The 18,098-nt window shown below is 51.2% G+C and carries 12 protein-coding genes; 4 read left to right on the forward strand and 8 right to left on the reverse strand.

Features of this window, described 5'->3' with window-relative positions; translation table 11 throughout:
- Positions 1–331: type IX secretion system membrane protein PorP/SprF (locus ACFOET_RS01780; RefSeq protein WP_379018952.1), on the forward strand; the 331-nt coding region annotated here is incomplete at its 5' end.
- Between the two features lie 199 nt (positions 332–530).
- Here the strand turns inward: ACFOET_RS01780 and ACFOET_RS01785 are convergent.
- The 8 genes from ACFOET_RS01785 to ACFOET_RS01820 form a co-directional block, all read right to left on the reverse strand.
- Complete coding sequence (locus tag ACFOET_RS01785) at positions 531–1,607, reverse strand: glycoside hydrolase family 18 protein (protein WP_379018954.1); 1,077 nt, start codon at positions 1,605–1,607, stop codon at positions 531–533.
- A gap of 17 nt (positions 1,608–1,624) precedes the next feature.
- Positions 1,625–2,962 (reverse strand): alpha-L-fucosidase, encoded by a 1,338-nt coding sequence (locus ACFOET_RS01790; RefSeq protein ID WP_379018956.1) that lies wholly within the window; start codon positions 2,960–2,962, stop codon positions 1,625–1,627.
- Positions 2,959–5,493, reverse strand: coding sequence for a carboxylesterase family protein (locus ACFOET_RS01795; protein WP_379018958.1), 2,535 nt, complete (start codon positions 5,491–5,493; stop codon positions 2,959–2,961). The genes ACFOET_RS01790 and ACFOET_RS01795 overlap by 4 nt, the downstream gene beginning before the upstream one ends.
- A 20-nt stretch (positions 5,494–5,513) precedes the next feature.
- Complete coding sequence (locus ACFOET_RS01800; RefSeq protein WP_379018960.1) at positions 5,514–6,965, reverse strand: alpha-L-fucosidase; 1,452 nt, start codon at positions 6,963–6,965, stop codon at positions 5,514–5,516.
- Positions 6,966–7,056: 91 nt separating this feature from the next.
- Complete coding sequence (locus ACFOET_RS01805; RefSeq protein ID WP_379018962.1) at positions 7,057–7,458, reverse strand: hypothetical protein; 402 nt, start codon at positions 7,456–7,458, stop codon at positions 7,057–7,059.
- 160 nt (positions 7,459–7,618) lie between these two features.
- Positions 7,619–9,226, reverse strand: a complete 1,608-nt coding sequence (locus ACFOET_RS01810; RefSeq protein ID WP_379018964.1) for a SusD/RagB family nutrient-binding outer membrane lipoprotein — start codon at positions 9,224–9,226, stop codon at positions 7,619–7,621.
- Positions 9,227–9,263: 37 nt separating this feature from the next.
- A complete protein-coding gene (locus ACFOET_RS01815) occupies positions 9,264–12,650 on the reverse strand; it encodes a SusC/RagA family TonB-linked outer membrane protein (protein ID WP_379018966.1) in 3,387 nt (1,128 codons plus the stop codon).
- 40 nt (positions 12,651–12,690) lie between these two features.
- Complete coding sequence (locus tag ACFOET_RS01820) at positions 12,691–13,926, reverse strand: ROK family transcriptional regulator (RefSeq protein ID WP_379018968.1); 1,236 nt, start codon at positions 13,924–13,926, stop codon at positions 12,691–12,693.
- Positions 13,927–14,149: 223 nt separating this feature from the next.
- Between ACFOET_RS01820 and ACFOET_RS01825 the strand changes: the two genes are divergently transcribed.
- From ACFOET_RS01825 to pnp, 3 genes are all read left to right on the forward strand, one after another.
- Positions 14,150–15,331 carry an acyltransferase family protein gene (locus ACFOET_RS01825; RefSeq protein ID WP_379018970.1) on the forward strand — a complete coding sequence of 394 codons (1,182 nt, stop codon included), beginning with the start codon at positions 14,150–14,152 and terminating at the stop codon, positions 15,329–15,331.
- Positions 15,332–15,484: 153 nt separating this feature from the next.
- The gene (rpsO, locus tag ACFOET_RS01830; RefSeq protein WP_379018972.1) at positions 15,485–15,763 is read left to right on the forward strand and encodes a 30S ribosomal protein S15; all 279 of its coding nucleotides are present in this window, start codon (positions 15,485–15,487) and stop codon (positions 15,761–15,763) included.
- 147 nt (positions 15,764–15,910) lie between these two features.
- Entirely contained in the window at positions 15,911–18,049 is a 2,139-nt protein-coding gene (gene pnp, locus ACFOET_RS01835) for a polyribonucleotide nucleotidyltransferase (RefSeq protein ID WP_379018974.1), read from the forward strand.
- Positions 18,050–18,098 lie beyond the last annotated feature (49 nt).

The raw sequence follows: 18,098 nt of genomic DNA on the forward strand, positions 1-18,098 counted from the left end.
GCTGCTGAAGGAGGATTTCCGGGGTCCGACCAGCCTGGATGTGAATGCGATGTTCGTATTCGGGGACCGTTTCTGGATCGGCGGGGGCTGGCGCACGGGTGTTACGGTTTTCCGGAAGGATTACGCGCGTTTCACGGGCAATGCGCTGAACAGGCGCAACTCGGTATCGGCGATCACGCAGCTGTACGTGACGCCGCAGCTGCGGGTGGGTTACTCGTACGATTACATCCTGAGCCAGCTGAGCAGCGTGCAGAACGGCTCGCATGAAGTGACACTGGGCATCACCTTCGGGCGCAGAGACCAGCGGTTGCTGAGCCCGAGGTTTTTTTAACCATGTCAGACGAATGGGAATATGCTCGTGTTGCAGGGGACAACGTCCAATAAACAGAGCGGCGAACGGTTGGCCGCTGCGGCTGTGACGTTATTTGACGGTCAGCAAAAAATGGTGGACCGCCACCATGTTCAAGAGACGCACATCAGGCCAACCGGCGTACGGAGGTCACCGTGTTAAAATATTGATGTATTGATGCCTATTGGTTGTTGTCGATTGCCGTTGCGATCGCATCCAATAGGCCTCCACGTTCCTTATCCAACGTCAGTTCCCAGAACATGATGCCGCCGAGGCCTTTTTCACGAGCATAGCGCGTCTTAGCTGTCACCGAACGGATATCGTCGCCAGTGGCGTATTTTCGCTCCTTGGTGTTATACCAATAGGGGGCTTCGGCCTGTTCGTCGTAGTGATACCGCCAGCCTTTCTCTGCAGTCAGTTCCTGTTTGTATTGCTTGAAGTGATAACCGTTGGTATGCTCACCCGGCTGGTAACGGCCATTATTGCCCGGAGCTACATGTTGCCATACGCGGCAGTAAAACGCTGCACCGATAACCAGTTTTTCCGGCGAAATGCCGAGCTCGGTCAAGTACTGCACCGCCCGGTCGGTCGACTCTTCATCCGGTCGGACACTGTAGAGCGGGGTATGGTGGCCGGTGACGGTGGAGTAGCCATGTACCAGATCATAGCTCATGATATTGACCCGGTCGACCAGCGGCATCACTTTGTGCCATTCGACCGATTCATCCAGGAATTTCTGGAACCCGCCGGCGGCAAAGCTGAGCTCGTTGCTATCGCCCAGCACCTCTCGGAGCGCAGCAACCAGGGCGGTAAAGTTTTCGCGGTCTTCCGGTTTGTATGGATGTCCCGGATGCCCCGGGATGGCGGGATATTCCCAATCCAGGTCAATGCCATCCGTGCCGAAGTAGTCGTTTACTTCTTTGACAGACCGGGCAAAGCGCTGGCGGCCACCTGCCGTGGAAAAGGCATCGGAACACGGTTCGCAGCCACCCCAGCCGCCCAGGGAGAGCATGATCTTCAGTTGCGGGCGTTGCTGCTTCAGTGATACGAGATGCCGGATGGCCGCGGTATCCCGGCCGTCGTCAATACGGAAAAGGCCATCCTTCAGATGTCCGAAACTGAAGATGATGTGGGTCAACTTGTCGACTTCATAGCGGTCAATGGCTTTGTCATCACCGGTGTAATAGGCAATTACTGAAAAGTCCTGTGCCCGGACCGTTTGTACACAAAGCAGAACCAATGCGCATACAAGAGGCATCCATTTAAATTGCTTTTTCATTCTGCGCCCAGCCCTCCGTGGCCTCGGTATAACTTGAGCGGACCGTCGAGCTTGATTTCCAGCACATTCATGTACGCATCCTGTGCTTCCTGGGGGATGTCGATATAGACCAGTCCCGGTACGGGGCTCCAGGAGATCTTGCCCACGATCTTATGCGGAGCTGGAGTTCCGGTAGCCACGTCGGAGACACGGACAATATCATTGGACAGCCCCTTGACAACGACCGGACCCTGCGCTTTTCCCGGTATGAACAGGTACAGCGACGTCGAGTCCTTCGACAAGGTGGAGGGACCGTGGAAATGACCTTGTGGCAACCCGGCAACCGTGCCAAAGATGGCCTTTTCGTGTTTTTCCGTCCAGTCGCCCAGCGCCTCGAGGATGTCTATTTGCTGCGGGGGGATGGTGCCATCGGCTTTTGGGCCAATGTCAAGCAGGAGGTTGCCACCATTTCCGATCACATCGGCAAAAATGGTAATGATCTCGTAAGGTGTTTTCCAAGCGGTATCGCTCGGCCGGTACCCCCAGTTGTTGTTGGTGGTCATGCACAGCTCCCACCAATCGAACCGGGGGCGCGTAACCGGAAAGTTCTGTTCGGGTGTATCGTAGTCGCCATAGCCCTGCAGCCGGCCGTTGATGATCGTTGCCGGGTTTGCGGCAAGCAGCCGTCGGCGGATACCTGCGGCATCCCATGCGTCGGCGCTGTGTTCCCAATCGCCATCGAACCACCACAGGTCAGGGTTGAATTGCTTGGTGAGTTCATCCATTTGCGCCCGGTTGAATGCAAGGAACCGTTGCCAGCGTCCGGGGTTATCTGCTATGGCGTAGCGGCTGCTGTCTTTCAGGAAGCCCGGGTAGTCGGGGTGGCTCCAGTCCAGTAAAGAGAAATAAGCGCCACGTTTGATACCGTGCCGGTCAAGGGCGCGATAAAACGGGGTAAGCAGGTCTTTCCCCGCGGGAGTATGCCTCGCCGTGCTGTAGTGATCTTGCTGGGTATCCCAAAGCGCCACGCCGTCATGATGCTTGGTCGTGATAACCGCATACCGGGCGCCGCTCTTTTTAATCAGCGCCGCCCATGCCTCGGGGTCGTAGTGCGTGGCGGTAAAGCCCTTGAGCTGGTTCATGTAGGCGTCATAAGGCACATCGCCGTTGTGGAAGCTCCAGCTTTCGCTCAACCCGTCTACGGCGTAGATGCCCCAATGGATGAAGATGCCGAGCTTCGCATCAGCGAACCATTGCATTTTTCCGCGTATAGAATCGGGGGGTACCAGCTGTTGTGCCGGGCGGGCCGTTCCGATAAATGTAGCTAAACAGGCTGATATGAAGTATCGTTTCATTGATTAATCTCCCATTGATTGGTATAGTATCCGGCATCGACCACATGATCGGATCCATGCTTCAGCATATCGAACTCAAAGAAGAGGTAGTCCGGGAATCCGCTGGCACCGGCAAAATACTGGTTGGCCGCCGCAGCACGCATGCCCTTGATGCCCGTGCCGGTGATCACGCCAACGGAAAAGTGATCACTTCCCGGCTTCTTCCAACTGAAATATCCGCCAAGATCGTCACCCTGGTGGTACCGGCTTCCTATCCGAACTACCGAGCGATCCACCCTGATCGGGCAGTCGGACAATAAGCTGTGCCATGCGCTGTTTGTGGAGGCGTTGCCAACCAGAATGATGTTGCAGTTGGCATACACCCTGGGGTCAAACTCGGTGTCTGCCACGATGTCAAATGCACCGTTGCCCCGGTAATACCATGATTCAGCATCGTAGCGGGCTTTCTCCAGGGCCCAGCGGTTTTCCTCGTCAGTACCGCGGGTGCCGTACACATAAACCATCCGGTGGTTGAAAGCTTCCTTGAAGCTTCCGTTGCGGTGCGGCCCTTTCTCGGCGTGTGCTGGCGGTTCGGTTATCCGCCAGCTGTTGGCCTCACGCCGCAGGTAAAGCAGATCGGTTTCGGCACGTTGATAGCTGACTTCATTCAGGCTATCCAGGCGTATGTGGACAGGCTGTCCCGGGGCGAACGCGCCGATATCAAGGCGCAGCAGGCCGACGTTTTCGGTTTTTCCGTTTATCGTTCCCGCCTTTACGTCGCGGTCAAGTACGATACGCGAATAGATCAGCGGTTCCTGTTGTTGGTCGATGGATGCCCAATAGTAAGAAGCCGATATGCCGGGATTGGCCGTCGTGAAGTCGATATGGTGCACGGCGGTATCCACTTTGCGCCTGTGCCATTGGAAGTAGTCAAACAGCGGTTTCCAGTCCACGCTTTCATTGCTGTACCAGTGCGATCCGCCAGGATATTCGTAGTAAGCGAAGTTGGGGTGGAAGTCGCCGAGCACCTTCCGCATCTGCCGGGCATATTCAACAGGCACCGTACGGTCGGCATCGCCATGCAGGATGTAAATGCCTAACGGCTTATAATTTGAGGCATAGGCGATCACATCGCTCTGGTTACTGGCACGCAGCAGCATGTCTTCCAGCGCATTCCGGCCCTTTTCGGGTATCAGTCCGTCGGCTGATCCGTAGCCCTTTAGCGTAGGGTATCCAGCGCAGGGCGCGATAGCCGCCCACTTATCCGGATAGGTGGCGCCGAGGAACCACGTACCGTGGCCGCCCATGGAGTGGCCGGTCAGGTAAATGCGCTGCGTATCGGGGCGGAGCGACTGCCGGGCCAGGTTGAGCACTTCAAGTGCATCGAGGCACCCCCAGTCTTCCCAGTTGAAGCCACGCGGCCGACGGTTGGTGGGAGCTACCAGCGTGCCCCAATCCTTTGCGGTATACGCCTGTGCCTGCCCAAGTGCTTCCACGCCTGCACCGTGTACGGAAAAAAACAGTGCATCGCCCGGCTTTTCCCCCGTGCTTGCCGGATTAACGGCATAATACTGTACACTGCCGTCTATGCCGCTGATAAATGTGACGCGATAGGGCGTAGCGGCGGAAACACTCCGCAGCGAGATCGGCTGTTCATGGGCCGCCCTGCCCGGCCCTTTCAGGGCGATGAGGCACGGCACGTCGCCCGTTTGCGTTACGCCCGACCCGTCAATGGGCACAGCCACCTTGCGGCTGCTGTAGGGAAGGATAGCAGGTACGGTGGCCGAAACGGTTTTCCCCTGCACGGTACTGCTTATGGACAGATTGACCAGCGGTTTCGATGTGGTGTTTACCACCACGAGGCCGGCGACCAGCTGGCTGTTGTCTTTGCCTTCAACGATATCGGGCAGGGTGGCATCCGTCGGATCTATGTATACCTCGCTTTGGGGAAAGTGGAGTTCGGCCGCCACGAACAATCCGCGGATGTAAAATTCATTCAGCCCCTTTTTCAGGTTTACGGGAATGGCCATCCAACCCAGCCGGTAGGGATCGCCCGCATGCAGTTCCCCGTTGACCAGCACGGCACTGTTGCCACGGATATTGAGTACGGCGCTTTGCGCTTTTGGCGACCGGTATGTCGTATATATGTAGCTGGGACCCGGACGCCAGCGTTGGAGAGTGCGCGGTGTTTGGCTGCTTTGGCGATCGATCCGCCCCGGCCCAGCCGGATTATTCGGGCTATTCAGATTGCCGCCCGCGCCGGGTCGGGGGCGGAAGAAGCCGGAGGTGTCGGCGGTAACCGGCGACCACACGGCAGTGCCTTCTCCGGCGGTGCTGCCTTCCAATGCCTGTCCCGGTGCAGGCGTGGTTAGCGAACCCCTGTGGTAATGCCACAGTAACTCATCCGTATAGACGGCCTCGCGGCCATAGCTGTACGGAACCTCGATGTAGAGGGCTTCGGTGAAGCGGTGCAGGGATTGCGCCTGCACATCTGGCAGTACCAGGACGGCCAACGCAGCGGCGGCTTGAATAAATATCGATGCAAGTTTCATCGTGCTATGCTTATTGATCATCAATGCGTTAATTTAAACACGGCGGCATACCGTAAGTCTGCCGGTTGGCGTCTGTTTTTCGGTATGGTGATTTCCAATGCACCGTCCGTTTCTTTGAACCGGAGTTTGCCGATGCCCAGCAATTCCACCTGTTTGACGGATTGGCCTTTCGGCATAACCAGCCGAACGGTTGCAGGTAGTTCAACCGTGCCTTCTGCTGACAGCATGAATGCATAAGTTGCGCTGCCATCGTTTTGACGGGTGTAATAAATGTTGTCGCCGTTGCTATACGGCGCTACCGGTTGGGTGGCGTAAATCCCCCCGCCGTTGATCGCCATCCAGCCGCCCACAGCCCGCAGGCGATCATAGGCGTCTGGATCCCAGTCGCCATGCGGGCCGGGGCCGATGTTGAGAAGGTAATTGCCCCCGCGGGAAACGATTTTGATAAGCGTGTGCACAATGTCGCGCGCTGGTTTGTACGTATCGTCCGGTACATAACTCCACGAATTTCCCATCGTCATGCAGCTTTCCCAAGGGATATCCAGCGGTTTGTCGGGCACCTGCTGTTCGGGTGTGACATAGTTTTCAAACTCGCCCGGCACGGTACGGTCTACCACCAATAGGCCGGGCTGGTGCCGGCGTGCCATGGCGGCAATGCGAGGCATATCGATATCCTGTTCCACTTTGATAGTACGCTGCCAGTCGACCGTCGTATCCACTGATGCCAGCGGCCGCACCCATCCCCCGTCCAACCACAGGATATCCACCCTGCCGTAATTCGTCATCAGCTCTTCTATCTGATTATAGGTAAACTGCTTGAATTTATTCCACCGCTCAGGATATTTACCGGGATCGTAATTCACATTGCGGTCCTTCGGCGGGAAATAGGGCCACCAATAATGTTCGGTATGCCAGTCGGGTTTTGAAAAATACGCCCCGATTTTAAAGCCCTTATCGCGGAATGCGTGGAAGATTTCCTTGGTCACGTCGGCACGTGGACTGCTTGAAAAAGGAGTCTTCGCGTCGGTGATCTTGTAGTCGCTCTGCTTGGTATCAAACATCGCGAAGCCATCGTGGTGCTTGGTGGTGAAGACCACGTATTTCATGCCCGCCTGCTGTGCTGCTTGCGCCCATTTTTCGGGGTTGAATACTGTGGGGTTAAACGTTGTTTGCAAGTTTTCGTAAGCCTTCTTGTATTCAAAGTAGTTATCCGAATGGGGGCCGCGTCTCACCGTCCACCCCTCATCTTCAGGGCAGAGGCTCCAGCTCTCTACGATACCCCATTGGCTATAGGTGCCCCAATGCATAAAAAGGCCGAATTTCAGGTCCTGCCATTCTTCGAGGTTCTGCTGCACCAAGGGGTCGGATGGCGGGATATATCCGGCGGATATGTTGTGGTGCTGGGCGTAGGAAACAGCCGTGAAGGAAATAAAAAAAAGAAATAGTGTATTGTGTTTATTCTTAGAAATCATAAGTCTAACAATTGATGTTGATCCATACAAACTCGGTCGCTCTGGCAGTATTAGTAAGTAGCATTGACTTTGATCCTGTAAGTCGTTTAGTTCACTTCGTCTGTACTTCAAGCACGTAAACGCTTGTGTACCATGGTATATTAGCCGTGCAAAATGGATATTCATTTCCGATAGGCTGGCGAATCTTTATCACAAGAGATTGCCCAGCGTTATAAGTGTTATCCAAATTGGTGGCTGATATGGGGCCATAATGGGCGTGCTCCTCTGGATGGCCTTTTGGAAGAAAATGCTTTAGACGTTCGGCATCTTTTTCCCTAAACTGGATCAAAGGCCCGCTGGGGCAGCCGTCCGATGGGCGTAAATAAGTCACCCTGAAAACATCTTCTTCAAACTGCTGGTCTCTTTTCTCGCAGGATGCCAATACAAATAGCAACAGCCAAGCGAACACAAATACCGTTGTTTTTATTTTCTTAATTTTCGGTTTTGTTTTCATAACTCCGTGTTTTTTGGTCCATACATCTAACGCTTGATTTGTTCAAATGTGATATTCAAATTTCTGTGCTACGTTTGCTAAGCAACTTTACCGTCAACAATCTTTTAGCCAGAAATAGAAAGAGCCGCAGGAAAAGGCGGCTCTTTCACACGGTTTTCGATTATTTTACATCCCAAAATACCTTGTTTTGCGGTGTATCATATGCTCTTACAGCGTTGTAATTTTCAGCGTTGTACATCCGTTCGTTTTCCGGGTACAGCAACCTGTTAGGCGGTTCTGGAGCCTGAACGGAATTATTGTCTCGGGAAAAGGTCAAGGCGGGGTATTTAGTTCTGCGGTACTCTGCCCATGCTTGATGCGCCTGCATCACGCCGAAGTTTATCCACCGCTGTATGCCGATTTTTTCCAGTCGTTCTTCTTGGCTGCCTTCGTAACGGATGAGATTGTGACTAAGAAACGCATTGATTGCGGCGGGCGTCGGTGGGGTCTTAGGCGTATAGCTCGTGCCGTCGGCATTGTCATTCAAACTATTGATGTAATAGATGAAATCGATGGATTGCCGTATGCCCCGCTCATATTCTTCAGCCGCATTTCCGACTCCCCAGCGTTCAGCGGCTTCCGCTTTGAAGAAGCTGATTTCGGCCGCTGTAATCAGAATGCCGGGATACTTGTCATTTGTACTGTACGTGGCTGAATCCAAACGGGAGATCATGTTAGCGGAAATCAGATCGGCCTGTTGAGTTGAAGTGAGTGTGGGGTCAAGACCGCGATACTGGCCTTCGCGGTTGCGGGAAAACATAGCATATAGTCTGGGGTCATTTGCGGGGTTCATGTATTCATTAATCATAACACCCGGCGCGATGTTCCTCCCCCCAGATTCCAGTCCTCCACGGATACCGGCTCCGTCATCAACGACGACTGAGCGCAGTTGATCACCGCGAGCGTCGATTTTTACCGAATTCTGGTTATTTGTAATGATAGGGTAAACCGAGGGATTGTTGATTATCTCTGCGGCTATTTCCCGAGCCTTGGCATCGTTTTGGTAAGAAATGCGCATGGCCAGTCTAAGTCGGAGCGAATTAGCATAAATCTTCCAACCCTCGATGTCTCCTTCATTAAGGATATCCGCACCATTGAACATAGACTTATAGAACGGAGTAATTTCTGCGGTATTGAGCCAATCTGCGATCCGCTTCAGATCATTCAAAATAAAACTGTATATTTCTTCTTGCGAGTCAAAAGGCGCATTGCGAATGACGCCACCGCTTTGAACAAGCTGCCCCGCTTCGAAAAAGGGAATATCACCCCACATATCCACTACTTGGGTGGCTTGGTCATAGAAGAAAATATTTGCAGTCTCCTGAAACAATCGGTATCCCTCTTGCTCCTCTGGAGAGGAAGCCTCAATGTGTCGCTGAAGTTCGCGGTAGGAAGCAACATAGGAGGTATAAAATAAGCTCCAGTAATCTTGCGTATAGGCGGGATTCTGCTCATACCTTCCGTTAGCGGATTGGTAGCCGTATGTTTGCGAGTACGTGCCTAACATGGGGACGCGAAATGTAAAGAAGTGGAAATACCTCGGAAAAATATTATGGGCGCTTCTACGGTCATGATTGTAAAGTAGGCCCGTAAATAGTTTAGGAACATCCGCATATACCGAGCGTTCAGGATCATAGTAATTGTCGTCGAAATCCGTTTTAGTGCAGGATGCCAACGAAAGTGCTGAAACAAGTACCAGCGTCGCATATATAATATGTTTATTTTTCATGATTGTTGCATTTGTTAAAATTCATTGACTTATTCTCTTAAAATGCGGCGCGCAACGTGAGTCCGAATGACCGTGGTACAATACCTGCATTACCGATATTCGCCCGCGTCAACCAGTCCGTTCCGATGGTTGCTTCAGGATCCAGATGAGGTATGGTTTTATGCAAAAAGAAAAGGTTTCTACCGTAAGCAGAAATGGCAACACGGCTTGCTTTTAGCCTGTCGGCAATACCAGATGGCAACGTGTACGTCAATGCGATTTCTCGCATACGTATAAAGTCATTGTCGAATATCGCGCGCTCATAGGTTCCCGTTACCCCTTGTCCTGGAAAAGCACCCCAGCCATGGCTCAAACGGTAGTATGCCCCCGCTTCAATAATTCGCGTATTAGGCTCTCCATTGGCTGTTACTCCACCCAGAATGATTCCGTCATTAAAGATTGCCTCACCATTAGGTCCAACACTTGTGCCTGCGGGCACTTGAACGAAGTTGCCATCGGCATTTCGGTAGTAAGGTATACCTCCCGTCTGTTCATCACGGCCAGGTAAGGTCTCAGTAAACATGCCGGCACTTCGACCGTAGTGAATAGCAGGAGAAAATACTTGGCCGCCGAAACGGAAGTCGATCACGGTATTCAGCATTATTCCTTTATAACTAAAGCTGTTTAGAAATCCACCTACAACCTTGGGCTGGATGTTGCCAGCATGGACCATCTGGCTAAAGTTTGGTACGTAATGGCCGTTTTCTCCCACTAATAGCTCTCCATTTTGGTGCTGGGAGAGGGTATAGGTGAATATATCACCTGCGGCATGTCCCACCCTCGAACGCACATAAATCGATCCGCCATCTACATCAAAGTGGTTGATTTCACTCATGCCATCCTGCAAAGCGGTAACCCGGTTTCTGTTGAAGCCAAAATTGATGCGCGAATCCCAAGAAAAGGCGTTATTTCGGATGGGAGTGCCCGATAGGCCGAGTTCCAAACCATAGTTCCGCATGTTGCCGACATTTTGCATGATCCGTTGTGCCCCTGTGCTATAAGCTACGTCAAGCGGTAGAATCATATCGACAATATTGTTATTGTAGTATGTGACGTCGAAACCTATGCGGTTGCCTACCAATTGGGTTTCCCAGCCGATTTCAAATTCATGCTTGATTTCATTGCGCAATTCATTATTTCCGTACTCAGTTTGAGGATTTAGCGTAGGTGTGCCGCTTGCTGAGTTAGCGTTATAGACCACGTTTGTCGCATAGGGAACGGGCGGGTTACCGACGACGCCGTATGAAGCTCTAAGCTTGCTGTAATCGACGAAAGAGGGAAGTGTAAACGCGTTACTCAATTCAAAAGCTGAACTTACTGAAGGGAAATAAAATACGTTATTTCCCGGAGCGAGTGTCGAGGCACGCTCCTGGCGAAGCGATCCCTCTACAAATAGGTAGTTATTGATGTCAAATCCAAGGATTGCAAACAATCCGTCTTTAACCAATGTCTGCCGAGTAGATGTTCCACCCGAAATCTGGTTGGATGCAGATAGACTAAACCAATTAACCGTCGACAATCCGCCCCGCGTGGTTTGATTTGTAAACACATAGCTTTCTTCACGTGCCTGATAGCCAGCCTGTGCAGATAGTCCGATCCGATCAGATAGTTGAGTGTTATAACTAAGCAACAGATCTCCGTAAGTAAATTGTAGACGGTCGGATCCAGTGCTATATCCACCCGATGTGCCAACGTGTAACGGTACTTCGTTAGATTGTTTGTGCTCCCGAGATTGATTGGTGAAGTCCGTGCCCAACCGGCCACGGATTGATAAACTCTCTAAAATATTGTAAGTGACGGTCGCAGCTCCCATCAGCCTATTGTTTCGTTCGATCAGCTGATTTTCTCGTTGGTGCCAAAAATAGTCCATATAGTCTGTTCCTGCCGTCGGTAGTACAAATGCCTCTTCAGGGTCATTTTGACGGTTGGCTGATGTCACATATTTGAAACCGCGGGAAGTCCGGTACCGATCCATAAACCAGCGAATGTCCTGAGCTGGGCTTAAGAATCCGGTGTAGTTGTTGGTCAGTCGGTCAATCATGTGTGGGCGGTTGGTGATTTGTTCGTTGACATAGTTCGCCACTAAGTCGACAGAGATCTTTGGCGTAACAATGTATGAGGAATTCAGATTAAAGGTGTTTTTGCCCTGCGGGCCACTTTCCATCACGCTTTGATAGTCATTTCTCGTATAGGAAAAGCGGTAATTGCCGTTAACCGCGCTGTTAAATATTGCAATATTGTAAATGCCATTGTGACCATTCCTATAGAACTGCTGATAGTTGTCTCGGTGAGCGACGTAGGGGCGAAGTTGGCCATCCCAATACAAAGTTTCCTTTCCGTCAAAACGTGGGCCGAATTGCGCCCATCCGCCAAAATGAGGATGCCGGACAATGTCACCATTGCTCAAATGGCTGGGTGCAGGGACACTGACCGTATTTGAATTAGTCGGGTCGCCCAGCCATATTCGGCCATTCTGCACTACACGCTCGATAAAGCCGGCGTCGTTAGTGCCGAAATTAGCTTGAGCTATACTTCTTTCGTATCCTACACCGAAATCAAATTGGTAATCCGGCAATACGCCGACTTGTTCGATGCCGTAGGTAGCGCTGAACTCAACGCCAAATCCGTCAGAGCCACGCCCACTTTTTGTGGTTACTACAATAACACCTGCCGCAGCATCGGAACCGTACAGGGCGGACGCCGCAGCACCTTTCAGGATATTAATGCTTTCGATGTTTTCAGGATTGATGTCCAAGATTCCATTGCCCCTAATGCGCTGATCCGCCCAGTAACCATCGTTATTCGCTTCGCCATTTCGTGTGATGACGCCATCGACTACTAGGAGGGGTTGACGCTGGAAACTGATGGAGTTCATGTTTCCCCGGATGTCGATCGCTACAGCCGAATTTCCACCGCCAGCGTTTGTGTTAATGCTCACACCGGTGGCCTTGCCGTATAATGCCGAAGCGAAGTTGGTTGGTGCCGCTTGAGTAATTTCAGCGCCGCTTACCGTAGATACCGCGTATCCAAGTTTGCGTTGCTCGCGTTTGATACCCATTGCGGTTACCACTACTTCACCAAGCTCGCTTGCGTCTTCTTTGAGCTGAACATTAACCGTGTTAGAAGCGCCAACCTTAACTTCTTGCATCTGATAACCAATGATGGAAAATCGCAGTGTCTCACCCTGTGACGCCTGGATCGAGTAACGTCCGTCGGTATCAGTCTGCGTACCCCTTGTGGTCCCCTGTACCGAGACACTTACCCCCGGCAGCGGGCCATTTGCATCCGTCACGACCCCGGAGACGGTCTGCTGTGCATGGATTATGGTCGCCGTGCCAAACAAGGCCATGATCACCATGCAACACTTTACGTAAAAAATTCTCATGTTTTGTGTTGTTTTTATTTGGTTAAAAAAAAGACTTTGATCAAGAGATACTTAACTTCCGCGCAGTTGCATTTAGCCCTGCATCAACGTGTTGGCCCAATTGATAATTTTCAATCACCAGGCTTGCTGCGCCTAACAGCTCGGCTTGGTAGCTCAATTCGGACACCACCACTTCGGTGTTTTCAACCAATCGCGGAATACAAAATTCATTGATGGCCCGTTGCACGGGCGGCAGTAGTAGCCTGCCAGCTGCCGACCCCCGTCCACTGATGACCACTCGCCTGGGATTCATGATGTGAATTAGCGTGGCAATGCCTTTGCCCATCATAAAGGCCGCATCCGAAAGTGATGCAACAGCTAACTGGTCGCCGCTACAGGCCGCTTCAATAAGGTGGTCACCCTCTGCTTTGCTATGATCTAAAAATAGCTTTTCGAGCCGTGAGTTGGTGCCATTGGCAATGGCTTGCTTGGCGTTTTCGACGGCTACGAGTAATGATGCATCCACCTCCAAACAACCACGTTTTCCGCAGGAGCAAAGCTTGTTGGAGTGGGAAAGCGGTATGTGGCTGAACTCCCCGGCGTAGCCGTTGTGTCCCCTGAATAAACTGCCATTGACAATCATTCCCAACCCGACGCCCCAGCCCATGTTCACGACCATCACATCCTGCATATCCTTTGCAGCCCCAAAATGCAGTTCAGCAATGGCGATGGCGCTTGAATCGTTTTCAATGTAAGTAGGGATGCCCGTACGCTTGGTTATCCAGTCTCGCAACCCTACATCGCCCGTATCGGTAAGAAAACTGGCGTTCACGCCCTTTTCAATATCTATAAACCCCGGCATGGCAATGCCGATGCCAACAATATGTGTACGCCGAACGGTGGATGACGTGAGGTATTTATCGATAGATACGCTCAGCTGTTGGAGCGCTTCCGGATTGTTCTGCAGCGGAAGGGAAAAGCCTGCCTCGGGATGTACGGCTTCATTTACCAGGTTGTACAGAACAATCCGAGTGATAAACTGATCCATTGCAATAGCCAGAACATACCGTTTCATTTTTTCGTTGAGCCGGTACTTAACGGGCCGCCTACCCCCCGTGGAAGGGGCCAGTCCATCTTCTACCACATAGCCGTCTTTTACAAAGATATTCATGATGCTGGTGATGTTGGGTACGCTTTTATTGGTATACGCACTCAGCTCGGCCAAGGATAATGCACCTTTGTAATAAAGCAACTTGAATATCGCTTTTCTTAGCTGGTCTGTTCGGTGGAGTTTCACAATTTAGTAATGAATCGGTGCCGCTAAATTAATAACTTATGCAAACTTAATAAATTCTTGACATTTGAATAAAATCTTTTTAAAAAAAAATGTTAAGACGTGTTATTTCGTTGGTTTATAAGATGATACGGTTTGTGGTTTCAGCTTCCGACTGGATATTTTCCTTTTTAATTTAATTCGGTTTACTTTTGGTCCCAACCGCCCCGATCACTGATTTGACAAGATGAACAACAGATACCATTCCCTTGATGTATTCCGCGGAGCCACCGTGGCATTGATGATTCTGGTAAACAACCCAGGAAGCTGGTCGCACCTTTTTTCGCCCTTGAAGCACGCCGACTGGCACGGCTGTACCCCGACAGACTTGGTATTCCCTTTCTTCCTATTTGCAGTTGGGAATGCTATGGCGTTTGTAATGCCTCGCTTGCGTGAAGCGGGGGATATGGTTTTCTGGAGAAAGGTGCTGAAACGCACCGCGCTGATATTCGGTATTGGTTTGCTGCTGAATTGGTGGCCATTTCTCCAATGGCGTGAAGGGGAGTTGGTGATGAAGCACTGGGTCAATCCGGCGGATCCCAGCAGTGGTATCCGGATATTGGGCGTGCTGCAACGGATCGCCCTGGCTTATTGCTTTGCTTCGATCTTGGTTTACTACCTAAAAGAGAAGTGGGTGATTGGCGTGTCGGGGTTGATATTATTGGTGTATTGGGTGCTATGTGCCACGTTTGGGGGTTCGGATCCTTACAGCTTGGCGGGTTGGTTCGGTACGGCCATTGATAAGCAGGTGCTAGGCGTAGCCCACCTATACAAGGGAGAAGGTGTTCCCTTTGATCCGGAAGGCTTGGTGAGCACGCTGCCGTCCATTGTACAGGTCGTGCTGGGCTATCTCACCGGCCGGTATATCAGGGCGCAGGGTAGCGTGGAATGGTTGTGGCCGAAATCGCGGCCATCAGCCGAGCCCATTTATAGTATGCTGAGCGGATTGTTTGTGGTGGCTGTACTATTAGTGTTGTTGGGGTTGTTCTGGGGGCTTGCGTTCCCCATTAATAAAAAAATATGGACGAGTTCATATGTCCTTCATACTACGGGACTCGCGCTGTTGACTATCGGAACAATGATTTGGTTCATCGAGATTCGGGATGTGCGGAACGGACTCACGAGGTTTTTTGACGTGTTCGGCAAAAATCCTTTGTTTATTTTTGTCCTCAGCGGCGCACTGCCCCGACTGCTCGGGCTGGTGAGGGTGGGGGATACCACGCCGCTCCGGTGGTTCTATACCGAAGTGTGTGCGAAAATACCCGGGCCGCCGGAAGTGGGGTCAATTTGCTATGCATTGGCTTTCCTAGCGCTGTGTTGGGCGATTTGCTTCCTGCTGGATCGGAAAGGTATTTATATTAAAGTGTGACAAAGCGTAGGAGCCAGGTAGATCAACGCCCCTTACCCTTTGCAGTAGTTTGTTCAATGCTCATAATGTTGCAGTTATTTGGAAAGTAACCGGAATTCACGTACATTTGCGCACAGTTAATTATTTTATCAACGCTTTAATATTATTCAAGTAATGTATTTAAGTAAAGAGTACAAGGCGGACATCTTCGCCGAATTTGCCGGAAGCGCCGAAAACACCGGATCGGCGGAAGGACAGGTGGCTTTGTTCACCAAACGGATTGCTCACTTGACGGAGCATTTGAAAAAGAACAGGAAAGATTTTGCTACCCAGCGCTCATTGCAGAAACTGGTAGGTAAGCGTCGGTCGTTGTTGAAATACCTCTACAACAAGGACATCGAGCGTTATCGGGCGATTATCAAGGGGCTTGGGTTGCGTGATATCATCAAATAACTTTCAGGTAAAATTTTTAAATGAGGCCATCCGCAGATTGACGGATGGCTTTTTATTTTTATTACCTTTGTGCAGAGTTCAAAAGGTCAATTATAGAGAAATGGTGCGCTGCCTAAAGACGAACGGCACACCGCATGGAAACAACAAATGAGTTACAACGAAGTAAAAACAACAATCGATATGGGCGAAGGCCGCCAAATCGAGATTTCAACCGGAAAATTGGCCAAACAAGCCGATGGCTCGGTGGTGGTCAAACAGGGTAAAACCATGCTCCTGGCCACAGTGGTTTCTGCACAGGAAGCCAAGCCTGGAACGGACTTTCTGCCGCTTTCGGTAGATTATCAGGAAAAATATGCCGCGGCTGGCCGCATCCCCGGTGGGTTTTTAAGGCGGGAGGCACGCCTGTCGGATTATGAGATTCTTATTTCGCGGTTGGTAGACCGCGCGTTGAGGCCGCTGTTTCCCGAGGATTACCACGCGGATACCCAGGTAATGATTTCCCTGATATCCGCTGATAAAGACATCATGCCGGATGCATTGGCGGGCTTGGCCGCTTCAGCCGCAATCGCTGTGTCCGACATACCATTCAATGGCCCTATCTCAGAGGTACGTGTTGCCAAGGTCGATGGAAAGCTGGTCATCAATCCCTTGTTGAGTGAGCTGGAACGCGCAACCTTGGAGTTTATCGTCGCCGGTTCGGCCAACGATATTGTGATGGTAGAAGGTGAGGCGAAAGAAATTTCGGAAACTGAAATGGTTGAAGCTATTGAGTTTGCTCACCACGCTATTAAAATGCAAGTGCAGGCTCAGGTGGAGCTGGCTCAATTGGTAGGTAAACCGGCTAAGCGCGAATATTCGCATGAGCCAACTAATCCCGAGTTGCGCGATCGGATTTTCGCCGCTACCTATGATCAGGTTTATGCGGTCGCTAAATCCTCATTGCCTAAGCATACCCGTAGCGAGCAATTCAAGCAGATCGGAGCGGCGTTTGTGGAGGCGAACTTCGGTGAAGAGGAAATGGATGATGATACCGCATTTCTCATTAAAAAATATTTCCACGACGTGCAGTATGAGGCAGTACGCAATTTGATATTGAACGAAGGAATCAGGCTTGACGGCCGTGATGCTCGTACCGTACGTCCGATATGGAGCGAGGTAGATTACCTTCCAGCAGCGCATGGATCGGCTGTGTTCACCCGCGGCGAAACGCAGTCCCTCACCTCGGTCACGCTTGGCGCTAAAGACGATGAGCAGATGATTGACGGAGCATTTATCCATGGGTATAATAAGTTTATCCTCCATTATAATTTTCCGGCCTTTTCAACTGGAGAGGTGCGTCCGAACAGAGGGCCAGGCAGGCGTGAGGTCGGCCACGGGAACTTGGCGATGCGTTCGCTGAAGCAGGTATTGCCTGTCGGTGATGAAAATCCTTATACCATCCGTGTGGTGTCTGATATCCTTGAATCAAATGGATCTTCCTCCATGGCTACTGTCTGCGCGGGTACATTGGCACTTATGGACGCCGGAATAAAGTTGAAGGCCCCAGTGTCCGGTATCGCAATGGGCTTGATTACCGACGAAAAGACGGGCAAGTATGCGATCTTGAGTGACATCCTTGGCGATGAAGACCATCTGGGCGATATGGATTTTAAAGTGACCGGTACAGAAAGAGGAATAGTCGCCTGCCAGATGGACCTGAAGATTCACGGCTTGAAATGGGAGGTGCTTACCCAAGCGTTGGATCAAGCGCGGGAAGCCAGATTGCACATCCTCGAGGAGATGAAAAAGACCCTTGCCGAGCCGCGTGCTGACTACAAGCCGCATGCTCCTCGCATCGTTAGCTTTACCATTGATAAGGAGTATATCGGTGCTGTTATCGGCCCCGGTGGGAAAATTATTCAGGAGATGCAGCGTGAGACAGGAGCAACTATCGCCATCGAAGAGGTGGATAACAAAGGCGTGGTACAGGTGTTTGCGGAAAATAAGGCTTCAATTGATGATGCTGTGCGCCGGATAAAAGCCATTGCCGCTAAGCCCGAAATTGGCGAAATTTATGAAGGAAAGGTGAAATCAATCATGCCGTTCGGTGCGTTTATTGAGATCATCCCCGGTAAAGACGGCTTGCTTCATATTTCAGAAATCGATTGGAAGCGGTTCGAAACAATGGATGGCATCTTCAATGTCGGCGACATGGTGACGGTTAAGTTATTGGATATTGACAAGCAAGGGAAACTGAAGCTTTCACGTAAAGTGTTAATCCCAAAGCCGGAAAAAAGCGAGGCTTGAAGTTTTCAAAATAGAACAGAACACTAAATTAAATGCCCTGAAAACCAGG

Source organism: Parapedobacter deserti (assembly GCF_042646065.1).
Lineage (GTDB): Bacteria > Bacteroidota > Bacteroidia > Sphingobacteriales > Sphingobacteriaceae > Parapedobacter > Parapedobacter deserti.